We start from the raw sequence: 25868 nt of genomic DNA, 5'->3' as shown, positions 1-25868 counted from the left end.
GTTAAGAAAAATCAACGGTATTTTTTTACCGCAATGATAACCTGATAAACCTTCTCTTGCCAACCTGTATCACCATGCCGTCTTCCGGGATTATTTTCATATTCTCGTCGGATATCTTTTTTTGATTCACCAAAACAGCTCCCTGTTTTATCATAGACCTTGCCTGCGTATTAGACTTTGTCAAATCCGACTTTGTCAAAAGAGCGCATATCCATATCCTGCCGTCCTCAAGGCCGCCTTTATCAACCTTATAGACCAAAACGTCATCCGGTATGTCTTTTTTCACAAATATTTTTTCAAATTCCACAGCCGCTGATTCAGCCAGCCGGCTGTTATGGTATTGCGCTATAATATCTTTGGCAAGCCTGATCTTAGCTTGTTTGGGGTGCATCTTGCCTGATTCCGTATCACATTTCATCGCCTTGATCTCGTCAATACCGGTGTCCGTAAGCAGTTCATAATACCTCCACATCAAAGTATCGGATATTGACATAATCTTTCCGAACATCTGGGACGGCTCATCCGTTATGCCTATATAATTACCTAGGCTCTTTGACATCTTCTGAACACCGTCGGTACCTTCAAGAAGCGGCATGGTAAGGACTACCTGCTGGGGCATATTAAAACGCCTCTGCAGGACTTTTCCCATCAGGAGATTAAATTTTTGGTCAGTGCCCCCCAATTCCACGTCGGACTTTAGAACAACAGAATCATAACCCTGAAGCAGAGGATATATGAACTCTAAAAGGCTTATCTCTTTGCCCGCTTTATACCTTTTTGAAAAATCGTCCCTTTCAAGGACACGGGCGACTGTCTGCAGAGCGGCAAGCGACATAAAATCCGTTAATGACATGGCGCCAAACCATTTGCTGTTAAAGGCTATCTGGCATTTATCCATATCTATGATCTTGGATGCCTGGTTAGTATATGTCGCGGCATTTTCCTCTGCCTGCTCGCGGCTTATGCGCTTTCGTATCTCTGAACGCCCGGACGGATCGCCTATCATGGCCGTATAATCACCGATAAGAAGCACTACCTTGTGCCCCAGATCCTGGAAATGCCTCATTTTTCTTAGCAGAACCGTATGGCCCAGATGTATGTCCCGCGCCGTAGGGTCAAACCCGGCCTTAACGACAAGCGGTCTTTTTTCCTTTCGGCTTAATTCAAGCCTTTGGGTAAGCTCCGCTTCATCAATTATTTCAACAGCGCCCCTTTTTATGGTCTCCAGCGATTTAGAAGTATCCATGCGATAAACCCGGTTTACGCCTTAATTTATACCTTTTGCGCTAAGCCCTATTTTCCTCGTATCATTATCTATCTTTATTATCCTGGCGCGTATATTATCGCCAACCTTGTATCTTTCCTCTATATTTGTTACAGGCTCATCCGCAAGCTCGGATATGTGAATAAGGCCGTCTAAGTCCTTGTCAAACTCAATGAAAACCCCGAAATTCGCTATCTTTGTAACAGTGCCTTCCACGACGGTGTTTACAGGGTATTTTTCCACATATAACGGCCACGGGTCTTCTGAAAGCTGTTTGAGGCCCAGAGATATCTTCATGCTTTCCTGGTCAACGGAAAGCACCATTGCCTCCACTTTTTGGCCTTTCTTCAAGACCTCGGAAGGATGCGATACTTTCTTTGTCCACGATATATCCGAAATATGTATAAGCCCGTCTATATTATCGTCAAGCTCAACAAAGGCCCCGTAATCGGTCAGGTTCTTGACCTTACCCTTGATACGGGAATTCTGCGGATATTTTACCGGAGCATCAATCCATGGATTGGACTCAAGCTGTTTGAGCCCCAATGATATCTTCTGGTTATCCATATCGGCGGAAAGAACAACAGCCTCAACTATGTCGCCTATGGCCAAAACGTCCGACGGATGGCTTATCCTCTTTGTCCATGATATTTCGGATATATGTATAAGCCCTTCAACTCCTTTTTCAAGCTCCACAAAAGCCCCGTAGGCTACAAGGTTCACTATCTTTCCCTTTATCTTTGAGCCGACAGGGTACTTATTGCCGACCTCCTTCCAGGGGTTGGGGGTCTTTTGTTTCAGGCCCAGCGACACCTTAAGGTTTTCTTTGTCAAAATCAAGGACCATTACATCTACCTCATCTCCAACGGCAAGGACCTCCGACGGATGGCTGATCCTGCCCCAGCTCATATCGGTAATATGCAGGAGCCCGTCAATGCCTCCGAGATTAATAAAAGCCCCGAAGTCCGTTATGTTTTTTACCACACCCTTGCGGATCTGCCCTTTGGTAAGCTCTCCGAGCACCTTCTGCTTCAGTTCGGCCTTTTCCTGGGCAATAACCTCTTTTCTTGAGACAACTATATTTTTGCGGGGCTTATTGATCTTTATTATCTTATAATCAAGCTCTTTGCCTAAAAGGCCGTTTAATTCTATAGGGCCCTTAAACGTTGACTGGCTTGCCGGCAAAAACGCCTCAACACCGATATCAACCATCATTCCGCCCTTGACCTTTCTTGTGCCTCTGCCTTTGATCACGTCTCCTTCATTGTAGTTATTTATTATGTTTTCCCAGCCGGCGATCTTTTCAGCTTTATTTCTTGAAAGCACCACCATACCGTTCTCGTCTTCAACAGACTCAAGCAGGACATCTACCTCGTCCCCAACCTTTATATCGGAATTAACGCCGAATTCAGAAAGAGGGATAAGGCCTTCGGATTTATATCCGATGTCAATAACGGCATCCCTTTTGTTTATGCCTACCACCCTGCCCTTAATAATCTCCCCTTCCTTTAAGTTCTTCACACTTTCATAATACGCCTGCTCAAAAGCGCCTTTGCCGGTATTTTCTAACCCGGCTTCGTTTGTTTTTTCCAAAGCGCCCTCGTCTTTCATGTCTTCAATATTATTTTCCAGCATTTTACCTGCTCCTCCTTGTAAGATTATTTTTTATCTTTTTAGCTACATCTTCAACCATACTGCCCGGGGTTGAAGCGCCGCTTACTATGCCGATGCGCTCGGCCTTAAAAAACCATTCGGGTTTTAATTCATCCGCCGATTCTATATGATGCGTCACGGCTCCGGATCTACGGCATGTCGCGGCAAGGTGTTTGGTGTTAGCGCTGTTCTTTCCGCCTACAACGCATATCACGTCCGCCGCCAAACAAAGTTTTCTTGCCTCTTCCTGGCGTTTTTGGGCATCATTGCATATGGTATCAAATATCCTGCACTCAATATAATCACAGGCCAATAGAGCCCGTGCTATTTTTATGAATATACCGCGCGATATTGTCGTTTGCGCGACAAGGGCCAACTTGTTTTTTTTCGCGGCTATCTTTCTTATGTCCTGCGGTTTCGTCACAACCACAGCATTGGGCCCTGCCGTTTCAATCAATGCCTGCATTTCCGGATGGCGTTTTTCACCGGCCATTACAATAAAGTAGCCTTGCCTGCGAAGGCGTGACACTATCTTGTGCGAGCGGCTGACGAACGGGCACGTTGTATCCAGTATTCCGGCGCAATAGGCCCTGGCCTTCTTCCTTATCGCGGGCGGCATGCCGTGTGAACGTATAATAAGAAACAGGCCGCGCGCCTGGCTTATATCCGATATGACCTTGAGGCCTTTTTTTGATAATTGTTCAACAACAAAAGGATTATGTATAATAGGCCCGAGCGAACATATATTTTTACTTTTGCCTATCACGCCCTCGGCCGCGGAGATCGCCCTCTTCACGCCAAAACAAAAACCGATATGCCCGGCCTTAATTATCCGCGGGGTTGCTCTTTTCAATATTTGATATCCCATCTATTATACTATCCGCGAATGCCTGATAACCGGCTTTTCTCGCTCCATGAGGCATGTCCTTTCGGGCATATAACGGCCTGCCGAAAACAACCCTTATAGCGGCATCAGGCTTTATCATTCTGGAACCTATGGGCAGGGCTTTTTCAGTGCCGGTCACATATACCGGTATAACGGCAACTCCTGTCGTAAAAGCAAAAAGCGATATGCCCGGCCTTGCCCTGCCGAGCCGGTTATCCCTGCTTCGCGTTCCCTCCGGAAAAAGCAAAAGCCCCTTGCCGTCATGCAGCAGCCTGATGCCTTTCTTTAACGCGGCCTTGTCTTCTCCGGATCTGGTAAGTTCAATACAATTGAGCCTGCGCAGTATACGCTTTGATACATTATTCTCAAATAATTCAGCCTTGGCTAAAAAAAATAATTTCCTGTCAATACATACCGATAAAATTACCGGGTCAAGGTTGCTCCTGTGGTTGCTTGCCAGTATAAAACCGCCTTTTGAGGGGATATTTTCCCCGCCCTGTATCTTAAACCTGAATAGAAACCTGGCTAATATGCCTATTATAATCTGAACAAACCAATAGAACATGTCATTGGGGGCTGCATCGTATATAATAAAACCGTTATATCAATAAACCCTCTGCGACTCTAAGCCCTTAAAGGGCGCGGCTTACGTATTTTCGCAGTCTTTCCACCACCTCGTCTATTGTCATATGCGTCGTATCAATAACTACCGCTCCTTTAGCTATCTTCAGAGGGCCTATCCGGCGCGTCATGTCCTTATGGTCTCGTATCTTCAGGTCCTTTCCAACGTCTTCAAGGCTTATATCAATACCTTTTGATACCAGCTCCCTATGCCTTCTGGCGGCGCGTTCATTAAAATCAGCATCAATATAAAATTTAAACTTTGATTCAGGAAATACAGCTGTCGTTATATCTCTGCCCTCAAACACGGCTTTCTGCCTGGCCCCTATATTGCGCTGTATATCCTTCATCCTCTGCCTGACCGCCGCGACCTTGGCTATATAGGCAACCTTATCCGTAAGCTCCGGAGTGCGAATAAGAGAAGTTACGTCCTCATTGTCAAGCATAACAGATATGCCGCCTGAATCGTCGGGAACAATATCAATATCCGTATCCATAAAAAGCCCTGCTATCTCTTCTTCATCGTTTAAATCCAAACAATTGCGCATGGCCTTAAGGGTAAGGGCCCTATACATAGCCCCTGTATCTATATAGGCATAGCCTATTTTTCGCGCCAGCAGTTTAGCAACAGTGCTTTTGCCTGAACCTGCCGGGCCGTCAATAGCAATTATATCAATCAATGGATTCCCGCTTTCTTACGGCCCTTTTAAGCATCGCGGATAAACCGGGCCGGTCTTCGCGAATCATATCATTCTTTATAGAACAAAGGCCTTTTTCAAAAAGGCTTATCGCCTTCAGGACAGACTTCCTATTCTGTATGAATATTTCTTCCCACATGCCGGGGTCGCTTTTGGCTATCCTTGTCGCGTCACGGAAACCGCTGCCTGCCATAATAAGCTCTTTTCTTGAAACCATATCGCATAATACATATGCCAAGGCATGCGGTAAATGGCTTACCCTGGCCACAGCTTCGTCATGGGCCTTTGCAGACATCAAAAAAACCCTTGTTCCCAGCGCCTGCCAGAAATTTTTCACCTTTTTCAGCGCTTCTTTGTTCGTAAACCGGTCCGGAGTAATTATGCACACACTGCCGTGAAATAAATCGCCTCGGGCCCAACTTATACCGGAATTTTCGGAACCTGCCATAGGGTGTGTGGCGACAAAATGCACGCCTTTTGGCATAATACCCGTAACAGCGCGCATTATATCCTGCTTGGCACTGTTAACATCAATTATGATGGCCCCTTTACCGGCATAACGCGAAACCTGGGCTATCTTTTCCTTAACCTTGGCGGCAGGAGTGGCGACAATAATCAGCCCGGCGCCTTTAACGCCCTCTGCCAGATTGAGGGTCACTTTGTCTACAGCCGACATCTTTAATGCCTTATCAAGAGATGACCGCCGCCTGCCAATACCCACAACCATAGGGCATAACCGTTTGTGTTTTAATGCCAAACCTACAGAACCACCTATAAGGCCTACTCCGACTATAGATATCTTTTCAAACGCAATCATATTGTTCTGCCAACCGCTTTTGCCACAGACTTTAAGTCTTTCATCATCTCTTTGAATTTGACCGGAAGCATTGATTGCTCTCCGTCAGAAAAAGCATGTTCCGGATCCATATGCACCTCTATCATGAGGCCATCACAGCCGGCGGCAACCGAGGCCTTGGCAACGGGGGCCACAAGCCCCCATTTACCGGTAGCATGGCTGGGGTCGGCAATAACCGGCAAATGGCTCAACCGTTTTACCAACGGTATCGCGCTTATGTCCATTGTAAATCTTGTCGCATTCTCAAAAGTCCTGATGCCCCTTTCACATAAAACCACATTAAAATTTCCGTTGGCAAGTATATATTCGGCCGACATCAACCACTCCTTGACGGTAGACATCATGCCTCTTTTCAGTAAAACGGGTTTTTTTGAAAAACCCACCTCTTTAAGCAAATTAAAATTCTGCATATTCCTGGCGCCTATCTGTATCATATCGGCATAACGCTCTACAATGCCGATATCCCTTATATCCATTACCTCTGTGACGACCGCCAGGCCCGCCGCTTTGCCCGCCTGCTGTAAATATTTCAACCCTTCTTCGCCAAGGCCCTGGAACGCGTAGGGTGACGTTCTCGGTTTAAAGGCGCCTCCTCTTAGCATCGTGGCGCCGCTGGCCTTAACCGATTTGGCTATTTTAAACAGCATATCGTAATTTTCCACAGAACAGGGGCCGGCCATCACAATAAGTTTGCCTGCGCCTATCTTGGCCCCGTTTACATCAACAACGGTGTCTTCCTTTTTAAATTCACGCGACACAAGCTTATAAGGGGCCATGACAGCCATGACCTTTTCAACTCCAGGGAAAACGCTTAAAGGCTGTGACCTTAATATATCTTCATCGCCTATGGCCCCGATAATAGTCCTTTCAATGCCTTTAGAAACCATGGATTTCATTCCAAGACCTTTAAGATGACTGATTAAATGTTTTATCTGCTTGCTTGTGGCGTCTTTTTTAAATACTATTATCATTTAAAACTCCTCTTAAGCGCTTTTATGAAAGCCTTGTTCTGCGGCATCGTCCCGATACTAACTCTGGCCCACTCGCCTAAACCGTACGCTGCCATGTCCCGTATAATAATACCTGATGATAATAATCTTGAAAACAATTCATTGCCGCTTACCCCTTTTAAAGAAAATAACACAAAATTGGCGGGAGATTCTATTACTCTGCAGCCCGTATCTTTCAGGGCTTTTGTGATATAAGACATCCCTTTTTTGTTAAGGGCTCGGGACCTTTTTACAAAGGCTAAATCTCCGAGCGCGGCTTCAGCCGCCGCTTGAGCGGGCAAATTGGCATTGAAAGGCTGTCTGACCCTTTCCATCCACCCAATAATATCACTGTTTGAAACGGCGTAACCTATCCTTAAGCCTGCCAGGCCGTAGATCTTTGAGAATGTCCTCAAGGTAACAACATTGCTCATGCCCTTGAGAGTTGCGGTATCAACATAATCACTTTTGTCAACAAACTCCCTGTATGCTTCGTCTATCAACAGCACGATGTTTTTAGGGCAACGCCTGATAAAATTCTTTAGCGACTTTCTGTTCAGATAGGCCCCCGTCGGGTTATCGGGATTTCCCAAAAAAATTATCCTTGTGCGCCTGTCTATGGCTCCGAGCATGGCGTCAATATCAAAATCAAAACCCGATAATATGCCGGATTTATTACGCCTTTTCATCGCGACACTGCGCACAATGCATCCTCTGACAGTTGAGATTATCCTGTATTCAAGAAAAGCCGGTTCAGACACGATCACATTATCCCCTTCACCGGCAAAGGCCTTTACGGCCATATCAATGATTTCATCGGAACCGTTTCCTATTATAATATTATCCGGTGACATCGCGAGTTTTAAAGCAAGTTTTTCCTTAAGGCAAAAACATCTGCCGTCAGGATACCTGTTGAGTTTCGCGGATGTCAGGCAAAACGCGCGGGCCGCTTTCGGAGAAGGGCCGAGCGGGTTCTCGTTTGAAGCCAGCTTGATTATATCCTCCAGCCGGATATTGAGCTCTCGTTGAAGCTCCTCCATGGGCTTACCGGGCTGATATGGTTTTAGTTTTTTTATATTTTCGCGTATCTCTATATTGTTCATATATTCACCGCTTTCGCGCCGGTTGAAGCACCGCCGGATAAGAACCCAGCACCTTTAAAAACTTCGCCTTCCGGCGTAAACAGGCTATGGCGCCGGATATCTTTGTATCCGACACATGCCCCTGCATATCAACAAAGAAATAGTATTCCCAAGCCCGCTTTTTTGAAGGGCGCGATTCAATCTTCGTAAGATTAACGCCGCTTTTTTTAAACGGGCTTAATACGTCGTGCAAAGCGCCGGCTTTATCATTCATGGAAAAAACCATGGACGTTTTATCATTACCCGTCGGCTTCGTGCTTTGCTTACCTATGACAAGAAACCTCGTGATATTATGCGGCGAATCTTCTATGGACAGGGCTTTTATGTCCAGCCCGTACGTCTGCGCTGCCAGCCTGCTTGCGATAGCCGAACATGCCTTTCCCGCGGCAACGGCCATAGCGGCCTCGGTAGTGCTGGCGCAGGAAATAAGCTTAGCGCAGGGCAGATTTTTTTCAAGCCATATCCTGCACTGGGCAAATACCTCGTATCTGGAATACACGTTTTTAATAAAACCACGGGCCTTCTTTCCTTTTACCAAAAGATTATGCTCTATAGGCAAATATACCTCGGAGCATATCTTGAGTTCCGAATCAATGAACATATCAAGGGTATGATTTACGGCGCCTTCTGTTGAATTTTCAATAGGCACAACACCGTAATCGGCCCTTGACCTTTCAACCTCGGTAAACACATCCGCTATGCTGGCGCACTCCGCGTATTCCAATGATTTCCCGAATTTCTTAAGAGCTGCTATATGAGTAAAAGTGGCCGCCGGCCCAAGATAGGCTATCTTCAAACGTCCTTGCAATGATAATGATGCCGACATTATCTCGGAAAATATAGACTTTACCGAATCTTCTTTCATGGGGCCCTTGTTCAATTTCAAAAGCCTGCTGTATATGTCAGATTCCCGGGCAGGGGAGAATAATGGGCGCGATTTTTTTTCCTTGACATGCCCTATTTCAAGCGTCAACCGGGCACGCCTGTTTAAAAGCCTTAATATTTCCGCGTCTATACCGTCTATATTATTTCTCAATGTCCTTATCTTTGGCATCATCTTCATCTCCCGTAAGAGTATTTTCCTGCGCCGCGGAAGCGTCTAATGCCTGCGGCCTGTTAAACTCAAGGTCGGACTCCTTGAAATCTGAAAGCGCGGGAAGTTCATCTATGGAATTAAGTCCGAAATACTGCAAAAAAAGCGAAGTCGTTCCATACAGATAAGGCCTGCCGGCCACATCCTTTTTTCCGACAACTTTTATAAAACCTTTTTGCTGGAGGCTATTTATGACTCCGTCCACGGCCACCCCCCTGATAAACTCTATCTCCGTCTTTGCCACAGGCTGACGATACGCGATAATGGCAACAGTCTCAAGGCTGGGGCCGGTAAGATAGTCGCTTAATTTTATCTTATACAACTTTTTAAGCCATCTTCCGTAGGCTGGTTCTGTCATAAAACGGAAACCTCCGGCAACCTCGCATATGTTAAAACTCCTGCCGGTTGCGGCAAATTCCTGTTTCAAATCGTTGACCAGCTTCCTTATCAGGCGGGTATCAACATCACCTACGATATCCTTTATTTGCTTGATGGCAAGGGGTTTATCACTGGCAAATATAAGAGCCTCAATGACTTTTTTTAGTTCATCTTCGCCCATCATTAATTTTATATCTTCCGGGCCTGTGGCAGTATCCGCGCGGGGTAAATCATTCTCCGGAGCCGGCCGGTCCTTCCTGTCCAGGGTCTTCTCTTCCTGCATTTTCCGCCTCTTCAATTTTTGGTGGCGCCATGTTCGTGGAATTTCTGATTATCCGTATGTCCCCGAATATCCCGTCCTGCTTTATCGCGACTTCTTTCATCCTTATCAGTTCAAGCAGGGCAAGAAACGTGGCTACCACGTGTACCTTGGTTTTTGACTGTTTAAAAAGATCAAAAAAATAAATAACAGGGGTCTTGAGAAGCATGTGAAATATATCATGAATCTTATCTGCTACAGTCACCTCGTCCTTGACAACTTCGTAGAACTTGTCCCTCGGTATTTCCTTTAAGACCTTGGAAAAAGCCGAAAGAAGGTCAAAAATGCTTGCTTCAAAACACGGCGCCTGGACGCCTTCCATGCCGTCTTCGGGAATGTCCTGCGCGCCCGACCGCGGGAATATTTCTTTTTGCCTGTGCTCTCTTTCCTTTAACGCTTCAGCGGCTTCTCTAAACTTCTTGTATTCCAATAATTTCTTTACAAGCTCTTCTCTCGGATCCTCTTCTTCTTTTTCAGCTTCTTCAGCATCCGGAGGAAGCAGCATCTTGCTTTTTATATGTATAAGAGTGGCTGCCATCACCAGAAATTCGCCCGCGATATCCAAATCCAGCATGCGCATCAACTCAAGATATTGAAGATATTGTTCCGTGACGCTTAATATAGGTATATCATGGATATTCAGCTCGTCTTTTTTTATCAGATAGAACAACAGGTCAAGAGGGCCTTCAAATATCTCAAGCTTTACTTTATACGTCATATAATTTCATGGCCTTGAGCGTTTTTTGAAGCGTCCGGGCGGTTATATCGGACGCTTTACGGGCCCCTTCAGCCAGCGCGTTTTCAATATAGGACTTGTCTTTTAGAAAACCCTCGCGCCTGCGCCTGTGCGGCCTGATAAATTCTATAACGATATCGGATAATTTTTTCTTGCAGACCGTGCATCCCGTTGTCGCGTTTTCGCACCAGGCCCTGACATCGGATTCCATGCCTCTTGAGATAAATTTAAAATAATTAAACACATTACACACCCCGGGCCTGCCCTTGTCGGAGAACCTGACCCTTTCAGGGTCCGTAATCATAGAAGAAACTTTGCGCGCTATGGAATCGTCCGAATCGCCGAGAGAAATAAAATTATCATAACTTTTACTCATCTTCCTGTTGTCCGTGCCGAGGAATTTAGGAGTATGCGTCAGCAGGGCTTCCGGCTCAGGAAATACCTGCTCATACATACCGTTAAAACGCCTTGCTATCTCTCTTGTCAGCTCCAAATGCGGCATCTGGTCTAATCCTATAGGCACGACGCCGGCCGCATACGCTAAGATATCCGCGGCCTGGAGAACCGGATATCCGAGAAAACCATAAGTGGTAAGGTCTCTTCCTTTTATCTGCCTCAACTGCTCTTTATAAGTAGGGCATCTTTCAAGCCACGATAGGGGCGTCATGGCGGAAAATATCATAAAAAAATCAAGGTGTTCCTTTACCTTAGACTGCACAAAGACAGACGATCGGGCAGGGTCTATGCCGGCGGCAAACCAGTCGGCGGCCATTTCAATAATTGACGGCGATATTTTAGACGGGTCCTGATATTCGCTCATCAAAGCGTGCCAATCGGCTATCATAAAAAAACAATCATAACTTTGCTGAAGCGTGTTCCAGTTTTCCAGCACGCCGAATAGATGGCCCAGGTGCATGGGCCCTGTCGGCCTCATTCCGCTTAATAAACGTTTGTCTTTTTCTTTTGCCCCGCGCGTGGGGATTTTGGCGGTTTTCATATAGATAAACAGGCCCTTAAAGCCTTCTGGCGATCTTTTCTATCTCAAAGCACTCTATGATATCGCCGTCCTTAATATCATTAAAATTTTCCAGCTTAACGCCGCATTCAAAACCTTCGGCCACTTCTCTGACATCATCTTTAAACCGTTTCAGGGAAGATATCCTGCCTTTATATATTATCTGATTGTCCCTGATAAGCCGGCACCTGACATTTCTTAATACCTTGCCTTTCTGGACAGATGAACCTGCTATAATACCTGCCTTTGAAAGCTTCATCACCTGCATTACCAAAATCCTGGCCGTAAATATCTCTTTTATATCGGGCTCAAGCAAGCCCTCCATGGCTGATTTGATATCGGATATTGCCTCGTAAATAATATTATAAAGCCTTATATCAATGTGTTCCTGTTTGCCGGCGCGTTCGGCTTCAGGGGTCTTTCTGACATGGAAACCTATAACAATCGCGTCGGAGGCTGCCGCAAGCAATATATCGGAATCATTAATATCACCGATACCCTTGTGTATGATATTAAGCCCCATGTTCTTTGTCCCAAGGTCTGTCAGAGACTCGGATATGGCCTCAAGCGAACCTCTGACATCAGCCTTGAGTATTACCTTAAGCTCTTTTACCCTGCCCTTCTGCATCTGTGAATACAGGTCTTCAAGAGTAATCCTCTGGACCACGCAACGGGACTGTTCTTTGAATTTTTCCTGGCGTATAGCGCATATCTGCTTGGCCTGTTTCTCATCCGAAACGGCCATAAACACATCTCCGGCCTGCGGCACACCGTTCAAGCCCAATATTTCGGCAGGCTTTGAAGGCAGGGCGTCCTTTATGCGGTGTATCTTATCATCTAAAATAGCCCTTATCTTTCCGTAGTAAATACCGGCGACTATAATATCTCCTTGCTTTAGCGTGCCGTTTTGCACAAGGACTGTCGCTATCGGCCCGCCGCCTTTTGATATCTTCGCCTCAACCACAACACCCTTGGCCGGTTTAGCAGGGTTGGCCTTCAACTCAAGCATTTCGGCCTCAAGCAGGATCATTTCAAGAAGCGCGTCTACTCCTTTACCTGTAAGCGCCGAAACATTGACCGTGATGGTTTTACCGCCCCAGTCTTCAGGCAAAAGGCCTATCTCGGACAATTGCTTCTTTACCCTGTCTATGTCAATATCCGGTTTGTCAATCTTGTTTATGGCAACTATGATAGTTGCGCCCGCCGCTTTGGCATGGTCTATGGCCTCTATCGTCTGGGGCATAAGTCCGTCATCCGCGGCCACGACAAGAACAACAATATCTGTAGCATTAGCGCCCCTTGCCCTCATGGCAGTAAAAGCCGCGTGTCCGGGCGTGTCAAGGAAAGTTATTTTGCCTCTATTCAGTATTACTTCATAAGCGCCTATGTGCTGGGTGATACCGCCTGTCTCCGAATCGGTAACCTTTGTTTTTCTTATATAATCAAGGAGAGATGTTTTACCGTGATCAACATGGCCCATGAATGTCACGACAGGGGGCCTTAGTATAAGACTACCCTTATCTTGTGCCAGGCTTTCATGAAAAGCCACTGCCTCTTCTTCAACGTTAAAAGCCCTCTCAAGAAAGTAACCGAACTTCCTGGCAACGCTTGCGGCGCATTCTTCATCTATCAACTGATTTATATTGGCAAATATCTTCATACCCATAAGCTCTTTTATAACAGCCGGGGCTGATACGGAAAGTTTATCGGCCAGTGCTTTTACGGTAATAGGCAGTTTAACCTGGATAGGCTTAAGGCCCTCATCCGCTCCTTGCTTAGGTTTCTTAATAGCGTCTGCCGCCTGTTTTGTCTCTGCGACCCTAACGGCAGCAGGCCCTGGCTCCGGTAGCTTTTGTTTTTGCGTTTCATGCAATTTATCCGCGGAAACTACTTCTTCAGGGGTGGATACGGTCGGCCCAACAGAAGGCTGCCGGCTATCTTGAGCTTTTTTACGGACAGGCCGGACGGGTTTTTCGTCGGGTTTTGCAGACTTTTTCTTGGGCTTTGTGCCGTCGGCTTTTTTAGCGCCGGATATGCCGGAGGCTTTTATCGTTTTGGCCGAAACGGGTTTTTTCCCGGCCGCCGGCTTTTTTACGGATTTTGCCCTGGATTTTTGGGCAGAGGAAGGACGCGTGCCAATTGCTTCAACATCAACCGATAGTTTGGCCTTATTATATTCCTTCAGTATCCTGTCAACAGAGGCCTGGGGTAAAATAGCTTGAGCGGATTTAGCGGTTATACCCATCTTGATAACCTGCATAAGCAAGACCTTTGACGGAATTTTAAGTTTTTTTGCCAGCTCTGATATTTTCAACATATCCCCCTGTTATTCGGTATATTCCTTGGCTGAGTCAAGGATCTTTTGGGCGGTTTTCTTTCCAATGCCCTTGACCTCCATCAGTGTCTCAACCGTAGACTTGGCTATATCATCAATAGTCTTGTAACCGGCCGCCAAAAGATACTCTTCCGCCTTTTTGCCCACACCCGGCAAATCACAGATAGATAATCCTGACTCCCGTTTCGCCCTTTCCTTGTCTTCGGCGTTTGACCGGCTCTTGACATCCATCTCATAACCGACGAGTTTAGAGGCAAGCTTGACATTCTGTCCATGCCTGCCTATGGCCAGAGAAAGCTGGTCATCTTCAACAACAATTTCAACCCTCTTAAGCTCCTTGTCCACCTTGATCTGGGCTATCTCGGCCGGCGAAAGCGCGGCTTTTATATATTCTCTTATATCGTCGCTGTATCTGACTATATCTATTTTTTCACCCTGAAGCTCATTTACAATGTTCTTTACCCTTTGGCCTCTCATCCCGACACACGCGCCGACAGAATCTATCTTTTCGTCTTTTGACGTAACGGCGATCTTTGTCCTTTCTCCGGCCTCCCGCGCGATTGATTTTATCTCAACTATACCGTCTGTTATTTCGGGTATCTCAAGCTCAAAAAGCCTTTTTATCATACCATCGTCCCTTCTTGACAGGGTAATGGATGAGCCCTTTGGCGTCCTTTCCACATTAGTCACATAGGCCTTTATCCTTTCGCCCTGTTTATATCTTTCCCTTGGCAGAAGTTCTGTTCTCGGCAATACGGCCTCAACCTTACCCAAATCCACTATAATATTGCCTTTTTCAAATCTGTGAACGCCGCCTGTAACAATAGTGCCTTTGCGCTCACGAAACTCTCCGAATATAACATCCCTTTCAGCCTCTCTGATTTTTTGTATAATCACCTGCTTGGCAGTCTGCGCCGCGATCCTGCCGAATTCGGCTGATTTTATTTCTTTTTCCGCGGCAAATACCTTGATTGAGCCTGTCTCGGGGTCCATCTTAACGCTGATATTTTCTTCATCCTTCTGGCCTATTACCTTGCGCGCCGCGCTTAGCAGGGCGCTTTCCACAGCCTCTATAAGTATCTGCCTGCTGATGCCTTTTTCACGCTCAATATGCTCTAATACCGATAATAATTCTCCGTTCATAAAAGTCTCCTATGTGCACGCCTGGATATTTCTTTTAGCTTTATTTATCATATCGTATGGTATCATAAAACAACTGCCGTGCCTGTCCTCAATTTCAACATCATTTTCACGGCAGTTCTTCACAATACCGCTGATAAAATTCCGGTCATTGATGTTGCCGGTCAACCATATGTCAACGCTGGCGCCAAACGCCCAATTGAAATCCCGGCGGTTTTTAAGAAGCCTGTCAAGGCCGGGGGAAGACACCTCTATAACATATGGTCCGGAAAAAAAACCGGCATTTTCAATAATGTCCGATAAGCGCTTATTTATGAGAGCGCATTCATCTAATGATATGCCGCCCTGTTTATCAACCAATACCGTAAGAGCGCTGCGGCCGTTTACCCTTTTAAGGCTTATGTCATAAATCTTGGCGCCGGCCTGCTCTGCTACAGGGCCTGTCAGGCCTTTAATACTATCTATTATACGGTTATCAAATGTCATACAATAAAAAAGCGGGTAAACTTACGTCAACCCACTTAAAATTCTCCTTTCACAAATAGATTTTGTATAAAAATTATATTACATACCCTTTATCCTGTCAAGCTTTTTTTCTTTAACTGTCAAGCGTAAATTAGAAATATATTTTTTTACGGCCCGGATGCGGCTTGCACGTAATAGATTCCCGCGGACTAAACTTAAAAAACGGTAGAACGCGAGTAGTTTCATTGCCAAACGCGCGGCCACGGCAGATAATACAGGATCTGACAAAAAATACGCAGGAAAAGATGCGAGATTATACGCGCGCGCGTAAAAGGCCTTGCGCGTAATTCACAATATCGTCTAAGGCGACCTCTGTTCTGGCGCCCGTTTTTCTTATCTTTACCTCAACCCTTGAACAGGCAAGGCCTTTAGGGCCTACAATGACCTGTATAGGTATGCCGGATAAATCCGCGTCTTTAAACTTGATACCAGGGCTTATATCCCTGTCATCCATAAGAACATCCATGCCGGAGGCGGCCATCAGGAGATAAATCTTTTTGGCGGCCTGTAAAGTATTTTCATCACGCGCGTTCAGGCATAAAATCGTAATACTATACGGCGCGATGGATAAGGGCCATATGATACCGTCCTTATCATTATTCTGTTCTATGGCGGAGGCCATTATCCTGTTTATACCAATACCGTAACAACCCATTATGAAAGGCTTTTGACTGCCGCAAGAATCAAGAAACCCCGCTTTCATGGCATCGGAATATTTTGTGCCAAGTTTAAATACGTGGCCTATCTCTATGGCCTTTTTTAGCTCTATCGCGCCGGAACATTTCAAACACCTGTCCTCGGCGGTAACATAGCGTATGTCAAATGTCTTTGAAACGTCAAAGTCTCTGCCGGGAACCACATTAATAATATGGGTATCTTTTTTGTTAGCGCCCGCCGCGCCGTTAATAACGGTTTTTACCGCATGATCTATTATTATATCCACGCCTCTTAATCCGCAGGGGCCTGAAAAACCCACGGGCGCGCCGGTGATATTCTCAATAACATCTTTTCCTGCCAGCGCAAGTTCACCCGACTTAAGGCAGGCGGCGAGCTTTGATTCATTAACTTCGTGGTCGCCTCTAATCAATACAGCTATGGGTTTCTTATCGGAGACATAAATAAGCGTCTTGATAATATCCTTTGGACTGCGTTTCAAGGCTTCAGAAACCTTATCAATAGTGGATATACCCGGGGTGGGCACCTCTTCTATTTCCGGCTGGCCGGACGCGTTCCGGCACATATCTTTACCGCGGATATCCGTATGAGCCGCCGGCCCGTTAAGGCCTTCTCCGGGAGGCGGGCACAGGGCCTTGGCAAAGCCTGTCTTACAACCGCATTTCGCGCATGTAACGACCACATCTTCGCCGCTTTCAGATAATATCATAAACTCTGCCGACTCATTACCACCCATAAAGCCTGAATCAGCCTCTACGGCAACAGCGTCAAGCCCGCACCTGGCGAATATCCGTTTATAAGCTTGAAACATAATATCGTAATTTTGATTAAGCCCTTGCCATGTGCAGTCAAAGCTGTAGGCGTCTTTCATGATAAATTCTTTACTGCGTATTACGCCGAATCTCGGCCTGGGCTCATCGCGTAATTTTGTCTGTATTTGATATATGATCTTGGGTAGGTCTTTGTATGAGCGCAGGTTGTTCCTGGCTATATCGGTAATGACCTCTTCGTGGGTAGGGCCTATAACCATCTGCTTGCCGGTCCGGTCATTAAATTTAAATAATTCATCTCCGATAATGTCATACCTGCCTGTTTCATGCCATAACTGCGCCGGATGCAATGCCGGCATAAGCACCTCCAATGCCCCGGAAGAATCCATTTCCTCACGCACAATATTTTCTATTTTTCTAAGCGTCCTTAGCCCGAGAGGAAGATATGAATAGATGCCCGCGGCAAGCTTGCGTATCAGCCCCGCCCTGATCATAAGCTTATTGCTTATTGCTTCAGCATCGGCAGGATCTTCTTTAAGGGTCGGGATAAAAGACTTAGAATAAAGCATCTATCAACTCCTTGACCGCGTTTTTCGCGCTTATTTTTTTTATAATCTTTGACTTTCTAAACAGTATACCAGAATCTCTGCCAAATGCAATACCGACATCGGCCGTCTTCGCTTCTCCCGGGCCGTTTACTTCGCAACCCATAACAGCGGCTGTAAGAAACCGGTTTCCGCGCGCGCTGGCGGGCATGGCATATAATTTCCGCTTGACGCGCTTAACTATGCCTTCCAGGTCAACCTGGCAGCGGCCGCATGTGGGGCAAGATATCAATTCATGATAAAAACTCCGTAATTTAAGAGCCTGCAATATATGCCTGGCGGCAATTACCTCGTCTTCAGGCCTGCCTGTCAAAGAAACTCTTATCGTATCGCCTATCCCTTCCGAGAGCAGGCTACCGATACCTATAGCGGATTTTATTATGGCTTCTTCGCCGCACCCTGTAGCTGTAACCCCGATGTGCAGGGGATAATTGCACAATGAAGCTATCTGTCTATAGGCATAAATCGTGGAAATAACGCTTGAGGACTTAAGCGATATCATGATATCAAAAAATTTATTCTTTTCAAATATCTTGATATAATCCATTACGCTCTTTACCATGCCGGCCGCGTGGGCCTTTTCGCCCAAGGCCCTGTATCTGCCTGCCACAGATCCGGAATTGGCGCCTATCCTTATCGGTATATTGCGTTCTTTACAGGCATCCATCACAAGCCTTATATGCCGCGGGACGCGGATATTGCCTGGATTAAGCCTTATACCGTCAGCTCCGGACTCAACAGACTTTAAAGCCAGCCTGTGGTCAAAATGTATATCGGCCTCAAGGGGTATTGATATTGCCGGCCTGATCTTTCTGACAGCCGAGGCCGAGGCATCATCTCTTACAGCGACCCTTATTATCTCACAGCCGGCTTTTTCAAGGCGTTTTATCTGCCTGACGGTTGAAACAATATCTTTGGTGTCCGTATTTGTCATTGACTGTATGGACACAGGGGCATTGGCGCCTATTTTCACATTGCCTAATTTTATCTGCCTTGCCGGCCTTCTTCTCATTTTTTAATTATCCATGTGGTAATATCATTCCATGTAACCGTGGCGAACAATAATATAATTAGGAAAATAGCCGCATACTGGATAAACTCCTGCACCCTTACGCTGACAGGCCTTTTTCTTATTTTTTCAATGCCAAGCAGTAATATGTGGCCGCCGTCCAGAACAGGAAACGGAAGGAGGTTAAATATCGCGAGCGCGAGATTGATATGGGCTATAAGATATAACAGATAAGCCATTCCGACATGAATGGCCCGGCCGATAATAACCGCGATGCCGACAGGCCCTGTCGCGGAGCCTTTTAAAGCCACCTTGCCCGTAATAAGATACCAGATAAACCTGTATGTCAAAACCGTATTGGATAAGGTCTGTCTCATGCCTGTCAGTATATATTGCGCGGCAGGCGCTTTTAGAAAACGGATATCGCCGTAAGAACTTATCCCGATTTTTTGAATTTTGCCGGAATCGCCTTCTCCGGCGATTTCAGGCACTACCACAGCCTCAAAGACCCGGCCGTTTCTTTCAAGCTGTATGCTAAGGGGAGCGGCGCTGTGATTTGACGAGATCATATCAATGACCTGATGCCAGTATTCCGTGCGATTATTGTTTACCGATAATATCCTATCGCCCGATTCTATGCCGGCTTTATACGCGGGCATGTCCTTTACGACAAGGCCTATCCTCGCCGCCGGCGCGACAAAACAAAAAATAACATATGCCAAAAGATAATTGAGGCCCGCTCCGGCAAAAATTATCCAGAACCTTCTGCCAGGCGCCTGCCCAAAATACTTATAGTTTTCTTTTAAGACTTCACTGCTGGGCTCATCACCTGCCATTTTTACGTAACCGCCAAAAGGTATGGCGCATAGGGCATACTCCGTGCCTTTGACCTTTCTTGAGACCAATACCCTGCCAAGGCCTAAGGCAAACCTCTCCACCCTAACCCCCATGCGTCTTGCCATGAAAAAATGTCCGCATTCATGCACAAGAATTACTATGCTGAAAACCGCCATGACCGCAATGCCCGTAATAATAAAACTAAACATGTTCCTCCTTTTTGACTGACCGGCCGTAATTAATATCCAGGACCGTCACAGGATCCGTGTAATATATGCAATCAGGGTCATACCTAAAAAAACGCGTAATTACCGGTCATGGCCGACCAAGACTGCTTACGATGCACCCCGCCTTTTCTCTCGCCCAAAGGTCAGCTTCAAATATCTGCTCTATTGACGGTGTTGATACAAATCTGTGCGCCCTCAAGACGTCCTCAATAATACCGGGTATACGGGTAAAAGAAATTTTCTCATCTAAAAACGCTTTAACGGCAATCTCATCCGCCGCATTCAAAACCGCTGGCGCTGTGCCCGCAAGCCTTGCCGCGGCCAGGGCAATCGTAAGGCATGGGAATTTCAACGTATCAGCCTTCATAACGGCCAGGTTTTTTATATCCAAAAGATCCAGCCTGGCAAACGGCGTATCCAATCTATCAGGATATGTCAAGGCGTATTGAATCGGCAGTTTCATGTCCGTGACACCCAACTGCGCTATTATGCTTCCGTCAACAAATTCGCACATGGAGTGTATAACAGCTTCGGGATGGATAAGCAATTTTATCTTATCTATGGGCACGCCGAAAAGATGCCGCGCCTCAATTATCTCCAGTCCCTTGTTCATAAGCGTGGCCGAATCAACTGTTATCTTTTTGCCCATCTTCCATCTGGGGTGATTGAGTACTTGTTTTACGCTTAGAGCTGGAAATTTTTTTTCGTCAACACGCCGCAGAGGGCCTCCGCTGCCTGTGATATAAAGCCTGTTTATCCTGCCTGCGGGGCCTGAATGCAGGCACTGGAATATCGCGTTGTGCTCGCTGTCAACGGGTATCAACAGGGCATTATGCTTTTTGACAAGCCCCATAATAATATCTCCCGCCGCGACGATAGATTCCTTGTTCGCAAGGCATATGTGCTTACCCTTTTTTATGGCACTGATAAGCGGATATATAGCGGCAAAACCGGATACGGCCATTACAACGATGTCTATTCTATCGTCTTCGGCTATAATATTAAGGCCTTCGGGGCCATATATCTTTACGCCTTTAGACGAAAGCCCGCGTCCGGCCTTTAGTGCCAGGCCAGGGCGCGCTATGGCCGCCATCAGGGGGCTGAATTCCTTTATCTGCTTTTCCAAAAGTTTTATATTGGAAAAAGAGGAAAGCGCGGCAACCTGAAACCTGCCGGGAAAGGCCGCGATTACCTTCAACGCGTTAATACCTATAGAGCCTGTTGAACCGAATACTGCGACTCTTTTTATCTCTCTTTTGTCCATAGCATCGTTTAATTGTGGGGAATAAGCCGTAAATAAAAATAAAGTATCGGCGCGGTAAAAATAATACTATCTATCATATCAAGCATGCCGCCCAGGCCCGGCCACAAGGTGCCGGAATCCTTGACCTTGCAATCTCTTTTTATCAGCGATTCGGAGAGGTCGCCGACCTGCCCTGTAAGGCTTAATAAAAACCCGATTGTAAAAATATGGCCCATGGATACAGCCGGCAGCATCCATCTAAAAAAGACCGCCGCAAAAAAACTGACGACCAGCGCCGAGACAGTCCCTTCCACAGTCTTCTTTGGGCTTATGCGGGGTATAAGCTGATGCCTGCCGAAAAGCGTCCCTATAACATAAGCGCCGACGTCTCCCGCCTTAGTAATAATAATCAAAAATAATACGACCAGCCTGCCGTCCATATTAAGCGGCGGCATAACACGCAGTTTGACCGTATAAGAGAACATCCAGCTGACATAAAATATGCCTAATATTGTAGTGGCAATACCGGTAAGAGCCTGCTCGGTATTACGCCTTGTAAGCTGAAGAAGAAATACGCAAAGGCAGACGGTTGTTATCAGTATAAATTCCATTTCAGCGGTCGGCGACAGCCGCAAATAGGTGGTAAGGGGTATCAGACAGCCTGTGATAATACCAAAATACCTGTAAACCGGTATGCCTTTTTTTGAAACCATGGCATAAAATTCATAAAGCCCTATCCCTATTATAATAGTTACCGAAAGCGCCAATACCCATGCCGGCGATAAAAAAACCACCGCCCACAGGCAGAGCGCCCATAATACAGAACCGAGCAATCTGAATTTTAACATGTCCTGGCTCCGAAACGCCTGTCCCTTTTGCAATACTGCCCCAAAGCGTCGTCAAGATCTTTTTTTCCGAAATCAGGCCAGAGGGTTTTGGTTATGACTATCTCCGCGTATGATAACTGCCATAATAAAAAATTGCTCAACCTGAATTCTCCGCTTGTCCTTATCAAAAGGTCTATCTCCGGCAGGCCCCGGGTATACAGGTAACCGGCAAAAAGCGCTTCATCTATATCTTCAGGCGCGATACGCCGGTCTCTGGCGTCCGCGGCAAGCGCCCGCGCGGCATCCGTAATTTCCTGCCTGCCGCCGTAATTAAGCGCGAGAGTCAATACCATTTTTTTGTTAGCGGCCGTTTTTTTCATGACATCAAAAAGGACTGACCTTACGGCCATGGGCAAGGCCTCAAGCCTGCCGATAGCGTTAAGCCTGATATCATTATCCTGCAATTTTTTATATTTACTTTGCAGATACTTGCACAAAAGATCCATCAAAGCATTGATCTCTTCAGGCGGGCGTTTCCAGTTTTCAGTTGAGAAACTATAAAGGGTAAGGGCTTCAATACCTAACCTGGCGCAATACTGGGTAATAATATCAACGCTTTTAGCGCCGCGGCGATGGCCAAAGGCGTGCGGCAGATGCCGCCTGCGCGCCCATCTGCCGTTACCGTCCATTATTACGGCAATATGTCTTGGAAGCCTGCTATTCTCAGCCACGCGGTCCGCCTTTGACAATACCGGTTTTGTGTTATAGTGTGCGTAGTTTTAAAAAAACCCTAACGAACGCTTGTTTACTGTTCCAAGACAGCAGTCGCCGTAACAACAGCGGCCTCGTTTTGCGCGCTGTCGTTGGAGGCAAAAGACTGTTTCATGTTTTCAATATCCTGGACAAGCCGGGCATTTTTAAGCCTCTCGCGCGCGAGGCTGTTGTTGGCATCCTCCAAAACAGCATTTTGACCTTCCAGCTCGGCCATCACCTCATCAAGCCGCTCGGATAATGCCTTTGTCTTTGACAATAAAATATCATGCTGGCTTATAAGGTCCGCGTTTTCCTTCTTGACCAGGCTTGAGTGGGAACCGGCCCTTATTAAGGATAAAGACAATATAATGATAATAACAAAGAGCGCTATATGCACCCTAAAGCTATTTGACATATTCCGAACCTTCTTCGGAATCGTCAATTACGTTTTCTACCGGGCCGTATGAAACTTTAGCGGACGGGACAGGCTTAATTATAATCTCCACCCTTCTGTTAGCCTGCCTTCCTTCGGCAGTGCTATTGGACTTTACCGGCCTGTATTCGCCATAACCTGTGGCAGATAAATTATCCGGCCTAAGAGAGCAGTCGCTGACAAGATAATGGAGAACGCTCGTTGCCCTGGCCGTGGAAAGGTCCCAATTGGATTTCCAGTGCGAATGTTTTATAGGAACATTATCGGTATGGCCTTCAATACTGATCTCGTTATCAGCCGCTTCCCTGCTTATCACGGAAGCTATCTTTTGCAGTATCACCGTGCCTTCAGATTTTAAGTCGGCCTTGCCCGAATCAAATAATACCTCGGCGACAAAGGTAATTACTATGCCTCTCTCATCCATTGTCAGTGAAACTTTATCGGAATCTATTTCTTCTTTCAGCCTTCCGTCTAACATGCTCTTGGCCTCTCTTAACCGGGCCAGCTCATCTTTCAATGCCTCAATCTTCTCTTTATCGCTCGGCCTGCCTTTATAAAAACCGACGGCGCAGCCTGAAACCGCAAGAGACACGATCAGGCAGAACACGATCAATAAGACGCTTGACCTCATCTGACACCTCCTTGTAAGAAATAGCCTCGCGGGATTAGAGGATACTGGACACAGTACCCATTTTATATTCACATACCCGGCAATTTAAAAACAAATCTGTATTCTTAACCCAAGTAAAACCATTTCTTCGCCATGAGAGCGGTAAAATTATTATCACGGCGGCGAGCTTCTATCAGCCCTTGCAGGGCCTGGCCCCCTTGTTGGCCCTCTTACTCCTCCACTGCAGTTTACCTTTTCTTTTTCTCTTTGGCATGTTTATATCTCCTTGTATTTGCGCCTTCTAAAACACCTAAGCCGACACAAGAGTCTGGCCCCACCAAACCCTGCCATTGCTTACTATATATTCAATGCCTGATATCTCCGCGGCATTAGGCAGATCAAGCTGGCCAAAATCAATGGCCAAACGTATCCATTCCCCTGCCCGCGGCATAAAATCCATATACCAGGCGCTTATGTATTCGTCTAAGGCCACAAACGCTTCTTCATAGCCTTCCCAGTAAAAAGACATGTCTTCACCTGGTATCAGGAATATTTTAAGCATAATGCCGTCAGGCACGCTTTGAGGGTCAATGTATACATACTGGATCACGGATGAACCGGTATTAACGGCTATAGGCTCTTTTGCCTTAAACGAATGCCTGTCAATGCCGTTTGCGGAATACTGCGTATGGGACATCGCGCCATTGCAAAGGACCTTATCGTCCCAATGCCAGACGCCTTCAGATATACAGTCTCCGGGCAGACTGCCTGATATCCAGACTTTATACCCCTGCGCTTCATCCTCTGCGGCGGCAAATACAGGTAAAACAGACGTCGCGAAAATCGCGGCGCAGAGAAACCGGATACCGGCAGATAATACGCGCTTAATATCAATGGCTGCGAAAAACATCATCCCACCCTTAGTATCTGCTTTCTGTCCGAACCTACGGATACCATGCTAATTTTCGCGTTCGTAATACCGGACAGCCTCTTTAAATAATCTTTCGCCCGGCGCGGGAGCCTGTCATAACTTTTTATCCCGGACGTGTCGCATTTCCATCCGGGCAGTGTATCGTATACGGGCCTTACGCCGGACAATACCTGAATATCGGAAGGAAAGTTTTCGTATCTGTCTTTTTTATACCTGTATCCCACACACACGTCTATGCTGTCAAGCTCATCAAGCACATCAAGCTTTGTAACAACTATTTCTTTTATACCGTTTACCATAACGGCATGCCTGACAATAAGAGCGTCAAACCATCCACAGCGCCTGGGCCTGCCCGTAGTAGCGCCGAATTCGTTGCCTTTGTCCCTTATCTGTTTCATGAGCTTGCTGGAAAATTCCGTTGGGAAAGGGCCTTCGCCAACGCGCGTGGTATACGCCTTGACCACGCCGACAACATTATCAATTCTGGAAGGGCCGACCCCTGTACCGGTACACGCTCCGCCGGCCGTGGAATTGGAAGACGTTACATAGGGATATGTGCCGAAATCCACGTCAAGCAATGTCCCCTGCGCGCCTTCAAACAAGACCTTTTTGCCTTTGTCAAGGGCCTTGTTAATTACAAGCGCCGTATCCGCTATATAACGGGCGATCTTTTTGCGGTAACCCATGTATTCATTATAAAGGGTGGAAAACGAATAACCCTTGAAACCGTAAACGCTCCTTAAGACAGCGTTCTTTTCTTTTAGATTATGCTTAAGTTTTTCGGCAAATACCTTATCGTTTAAAAAGTCTACCATCCTGATACCGCAACGGCTCACCTTATCCGTATAGCAAGGCCCTATCCCCCGTTTTGTGGTCCCTATCTTGCCCTGGCCTTTGGCTATCTCGCGCAGTTCGTCTATCTTCCAATGATACGGAAATATGATATGCGCCTGTTCGCTGATAAGAAGTTTTCCGTCTACATCTATGCCCCGGGCCGTCAACTTGTCAATCTCTTCTATTAAAGCGACAGGATTTACGACAACCCCGTTTCCTATGATACAGCGTTTAGCCTTGTGCAGTATGCCTGACGGTATAAGATGCAGGATAAATGATTCCTGTCCTATAACAACCGTATGCCCGGCATTATTGCCGCCTTGATAACGGACAATATAATCGTAATTTTTTGAAAATATATCTATTATCTTGCCCTTGCCTTCATCGCCCCACTGGGCCCCTATTACAACCGTGCTCGGCATAAATTCCCCTTCTTATCCTGCTATGGCCGTCATACCCTTAAG

Annotated in this window: 25 protein-coding genes; all 25 read right to left on the bottom strand. The window is 46.4% G+C overall.

Annotation, left to right across the window (positions count from 1 at the left end; genetic code table 11):
• Positions 1-25: 25 nt before the first annotated feature.
• Positions 26-1246 carry a tyrosine--tRNA ligase gene (tyrS, locus tag PHV77_03150; protein MDD5504296.1) on the bottom strand — a complete coding sequence of 407 codons (1221 nt, stop codon included), beginning with the start codon at positions 1244-1246 and terminating at the stop codon, positions 26-28.
• A 21-nt stretch (positions 1247-1267) separates the two neighbouring features.
• Positions 1268-2899, bottom strand: a complete 1632-nt coding sequence (gene rpsA, locus PHV77_03145) for a 30S ribosomal protein S1 (GenBank protein ID MDD5504295.1) — start codon at positions 2897-2899, stop codon at positions 1268-1270.
• Position 2900: 1 nt separating this feature from the next.
• Positions 2901-3785 (bottom strand): 4-hydroxy-3-methylbut-2-enyl diphosphate reductase, encoded by an 885-nt coding sequence (gene ispH, locus PHV77_03140; protein ID MDD5504294.1) that lies wholly within the window; start codon positions 3783-3785, stop codon positions 2901-2903.
• Positions 3742-4368, bottom strand: coding sequence for a lysophospholipid acyltransferase family protein (locus PHV77_03135; GenBank protein MDD5504293.1), 627 nt, complete (start codon positions 4366-4368; stop codon positions 3742-3744). Before PHV77_03135 ends, ispH begins: the two co-directional genes overlap by 44 nt.
• A 67-nt stretch (positions 4369-4435) precedes the next feature.
• The gene (gene cmk, locus PHV77_03130) at positions 4436-5104 is read right to left on the bottom strand and encodes a (d)CMP kinase (protein ID MDD5504292.1); all 669 of its coding nucleotides are present in this window, start codon (positions 5102-5104) and stop codon (positions 4436-4438) included.
• Positions 5097-5939, bottom strand: coding sequence for a prephenate dehydrogenase (locus PHV77_03125; protein ID MDD5504291.1), 843 nt, complete (start codon positions 5937-5939; stop codon positions 5097-5099). The genes cmk and PHV77_03125 overlap by 8 nt, the downstream gene beginning before the upstream one ends.
• The gene (gene aroF, locus PHV77_03120) at positions 5936-6949 is read right to left on the bottom strand and encodes a 3-deoxy-7-phosphoheptulonate synthase (protein MDD5504290.1); all 1014 of its coding nucleotides are present in this window, start codon (positions 6947-6949) and stop codon (positions 5936-5938) included. The genes PHV77_03125 and aroF overlap by 4 nt, the downstream gene beginning before the upstream one ends.
• A complete protein-coding gene (hisC, locus tag PHV77_03115) occupies positions 6946-8070 on the bottom strand; it encodes a histidinol-phosphate transaminase (protein MDD5504289.1) in 1125 nt (374 codons plus the stop codon). Before hisC ends, aroF begins: the two co-directional genes overlap by 4 nt.
• A gap of 4 nt (positions 8071-8074) precedes the next feature.
• A complete protein-coding gene (pheA, locus tag PHV77_03110; protein ID MDD5504288.1) occupies positions 8075-9163 on the bottom strand; it encodes a prephenate dehydratase in 1089 nt (362 codons plus the stop codon).
• A complete protein-coding gene (gene scpB / locus PHV77_03105) occupies positions 9135-9863 on the bottom strand; it encodes an SMC-Scp complex subunit ScpB (GenBank protein MDD5504287.1) in 729 nt (242 codons plus the stop codon). The genes pheA and scpB overlap by 29 nt, the downstream gene beginning before the upstream one ends.
• Complete coding sequence (locus PHV77_03100; protein MDD5504286.1) at positions 9811-10617, bottom strand: segregation/condensation protein A; 807 nt, start codon at positions 10615-10617, stop codon at positions 9811-9813. The genes scpB and PHV77_03100 overlap by 53 nt, the downstream gene beginning before the upstream one ends.
• The gene (trpS, locus tag PHV77_03095; protein ID MDD5504285.1) at positions 10607-11632 is read right to left on the bottom strand and encodes a tryptophan--tRNA ligase; all 1026 of its coding nucleotides are present in this window, start codon (positions 11630-11632) and stop codon (positions 10607-10609) included. The genes PHV77_03100 and trpS overlap by 11 nt, the downstream gene beginning before the upstream one ends.
• A gap of 16 nt (positions 11633-11648) precedes the next feature.
• A complete protein-coding gene (gene infB / locus PHV77_03090) occupies positions 11649-13967 on the bottom strand; it encodes a translation initiation factor IF-2 (protein MDD5504284.1) in 2319 nt (772 codons plus the stop codon).
• A 9-nt stretch (positions 13968-13976) separates the two neighbouring features.
• Positions 13977-15128, bottom strand: a complete 1152-nt coding sequence (nusA, locus tag PHV77_03085) for a transcription termination factor NusA (GenBank protein ID MDD5504283.1) — start codon at positions 15126-15128, stop codon at positions 13977-13979.
• A 9-nt stretch (positions 15129-15137) separates the two neighbouring features.
• Complete coding sequence (locus PHV77_03080; protein MDD5504282.1) at positions 15138-15611, bottom strand: hypothetical protein; 474 nt, start codon at positions 15609-15611, stop codon at positions 15138-15140.
• 292 nt (positions 15612-15903) lie between these two features.
• On the bottom strand, positions 15904-17664 hold the full coding sequence (locus PHV77_03075) for a proline--tRNA ligase (GenBank protein ID MDD5504281.1): 1761 nt from the start codon (positions 17662-17664) through the stop codon (positions 15904-15906).
• Positions 17651-18712 (bottom strand): flavodoxin-dependent (E)-4-hydroxy-3-methylbut-2-enyl-diphosphate synthase, encoded by a 1062-nt coding sequence (gene ispG / locus PHV77_03070; GenBank protein MDD5504280.1) that lies wholly within the window; start codon positions 18710-18712, stop codon positions 17651-17653. The genes PHV77_03075 and ispG overlap by 14 nt, the downstream gene beginning before the upstream one ends.
• On the bottom strand, positions 18709-19755 hold the full coding sequence (rseP, locus tag PHV77_03065; protein MDD5504279.1) for an RIP metalloprotease RseP: 1047 nt from the start codon (positions 19753-19755) through the stop codon (positions 18709-18711). The genes ispG and rseP overlap by 4 nt, the downstream gene beginning before the upstream one ends.
• A gap of 106 nt (positions 19756-19861) precedes the next feature.
• A complete protein-coding gene (locus PHV77_03060) occupies positions 19862-21037 on the bottom strand; it encodes a 1-deoxy-D-xylulose-5-phosphate reductoisomerase (protein MDD5504278.1) in 1176 nt (391 codons plus the stop codon).
• Positions 21038-21045: 8 nt separating this feature from the next.
• Positions 21046-21864, bottom strand: a complete 819-nt coding sequence (locus PHV77_03055; protein MDD5504277.1) for a phosphatidate cytidylyltransferase — start codon at positions 21862-21864, stop codon at positions 21046-21048.
• Positions 21858-22574, bottom strand: a complete 717-nt coding sequence (locus PHV77_03050; protein ID MDD5504276.1) for an isoprenyl transferase — start codon at positions 22572-22574, stop codon at positions 21858-21860. Before PHV77_03050 ends, PHV77_03055 begins: the two co-directional genes overlap by 7 nt.
• 74 nt (positions 22575-22648) lie before the next feature.
• Complete coding sequence (locus tag PHV77_03045) at positions 22649-23011, bottom strand: hypothetical protein (protein MDD5504275.1); 363 nt, start codon at positions 23009-23011, stop codon at positions 22649-22651.
• On the bottom strand, positions 23001-23660 hold the full coding sequence (locus PHV77_03040) for an OmpA family protein (protein MDD5504274.1): 660 nt from the start codon (positions 23658-23660) through the stop codon (positions 23001-23003). The genes PHV77_03045 and PHV77_03040 overlap by 11 nt, the downstream gene beginning before the upstream one ends.
• 289 nt (positions 23661-23949) lie before the next feature.
• Positions 23950-24552 carry a hypothetical protein gene (locus tag PHV77_03035; GenBank protein MDD5504273.1) on the bottom strand — a complete coding sequence of 201 codons (603 nt, stop codon included), beginning with the start codon at positions 24550-24552 and terminating at the stop codon, positions 23950-23952.
• Positions 24549-25826, bottom strand: coding sequence for an adenylosuccinate synthase (locus tag PHV77_03030; protein MDD5504272.1), 1278 nt, complete (start codon positions 25824-25826; stop codon positions 24549-24551). Before PHV77_03030 ends, PHV77_03035 begins: the two co-directional genes overlap by 4 nt.
• Between the last annotated feature and the right edge of the window lie 42 nt (positions 25827-25868).

It is taken from the genome of Candidatus Omnitrophota bacterium (genome assembly GCA_028716165.1).
Classification (GTDB): domain Bacteria; phylum Omnitrophota; class Gorgyraeia; order JABMRG01; family JABMRG01; genus JAQUQI01.
The sequence above is the reverse complement of the archived record's forward strand: the minus strand, read 5'-3'. Positions and strand labels throughout refer to the sequence as shown.

Excerpts from the sequence above, each read along its gene's own strand:
- rseP (MDD5504279.1), bottom strand. The coding sequence starts at position 19,755 with ATGTTTAGTTTTATTATTACGGGCATTGCGGTCATGGCGGTTTTCAGC.
- nusA (MDD5504283.1), bottom strand. The coding sequence starts at position 15,128 with ATGAACGGAGAATTATTATCGGTATTAGAGCATATTGAGCGTGAAAAA.
- PHV77_03125 (MDD5504291.1), bottom strand. The coding sequence starts at position 5,939 with ATGATTGCGTTTGAAAAGATATCTATAGTCGGAGTAGGCCTTATAGGT.
- PHV77_03080 (MDD5504282.1), bottom strand. The coding sequence starts at position 15,611 with ATGACATTTGATAACCGTATAATAGATAGTATTAAAGGCCTGACAGGC.
- aroF (MDD5504290.1), bottom strand. The coding sequence starts at position 6,949 with ATGATAATAGTATTTAAAAAAGACGCCACAAGCAAGCAGATAAAACAT.
- infB (MDD5504284.1), bottom strand. The coding sequence starts at position 13,967 with ATGTTGAAAATATCAGAGCTGGCAAAAAAACTTAAAATTCCGTCAAAG.
- hisC (MDD5504289.1), bottom strand. The coding sequence starts at position 8,070 with ATGAACAATATAGAGATACGCGAAAATATAAAAAAACTAAAACCATAT.
- PHV77_03135 (MDD5504293.1), bottom strand. The coding sequence starts at position 4,368 with ATGTTCTATTGGTTTGTTCAGATTATAATAGGCATATTAGCCAGGTTT.
- rpsA (MDD5504295.1), bottom strand. The coding sequence starts at position 2,899 with ATGCTGGAAAATAATATTGAAGACATGAAAGACGAGGGCGCTTTGGAA.
- PHV77_03055 (MDD5504277.1), bottom strand. The coding sequence starts at position 21,864 with ATGTTAAAATTCAGATTGCTCGGTTCTGTATTATGGGCGCTCTGCCTG.
- trpS (MDD5504285.1), bottom strand. The coding sequence starts at position 11,632 with ATGAAAACCGCCAAAATCCCCACGCGCGGGGCAAAAGAAAAAGACAAA.
- PHV77_03040 (MDD5504274.1), bottom strand. The coding sequence starts at position 23,660 with ATGAGGTCAAGCGTCTTATTGATCGTGTTCTGCCTGATCGTGTCTCTT.
- PHV77_03035 (MDD5504273.1), bottom strand. The coding sequence starts at position 24,552 with ATGATGTTTTTCGCAGCCATTGATATTAAGCGCGTATTATCTGCCGGT.
- PHV77_03045 (MDD5504275.1), bottom strand. The coding sequence starts at position 23,011 with ATGTCAAATAGCTTTAGGGTGCATATAGCGCTCTTTGTTATTATCATT.
- PHV77_03075 (MDD5504281.1), bottom strand. The coding sequence starts at position 17,664 with ATGCTTTATTCTAAGTCTTTTATCCCGACCCTTAAAGAAGATCCTGCC.
- PHV77_03060 (MDD5504278.1), bottom strand. The coding sequence starts at position 21,037 with ATGGACAAAAGAGAGATAAAAAGAGTCGCAGTATTCGGTTCAACAGGC.
- ispG (MDD5504280.1), bottom strand. The coding sequence starts at position 18,712 with ATGAGAAGAAGGCCGGCAAGGCAGATAAAATTAGGCAATGTGAAAATA.
- tyrS (MDD5504296.1), bottom strand. The coding sequence starts at position 1,246 with ATGGATACTTCTAAATCGCTGGAGACCATAAAAAGGGGCGCTGTTGAA.
- PHV77_03100 (MDD5504286.1), bottom strand. The coding sequence starts at position 10,617 with ATGACGTATAAAGTAAAGCTTGAGATATTTGAAGGCCCTCTTGACCTG.
- PHV77_03030 (MDD5504272.1), bottom strand. The coding sequence starts at position 25,826 with ATGCCGAGCACGGTTGTAATAGGGGCCCAGTGGGGCGATGAAGGCAAG.
- pheA (MDD5504288.1), bottom strand. The coding sequence starts at position 9,163 with ATGCCAAAGATAAGGACATTGAGAAATAATATAGACGGTATAGACGCG.
- ispH (MDD5504294.1), bottom strand. The coding sequence starts at position 3,785 with ATGGGATATCAAATATTGAAAAGAGCAACCCCGCGGATAATTAAGGCC.
- scpB (MDD5504287.1), bottom strand. The coding sequence starts at position 9,863 with ATGCAGGAAGAGAAGACCCTGGACAGGAAGGACCGGCCGGCTCCGGAG.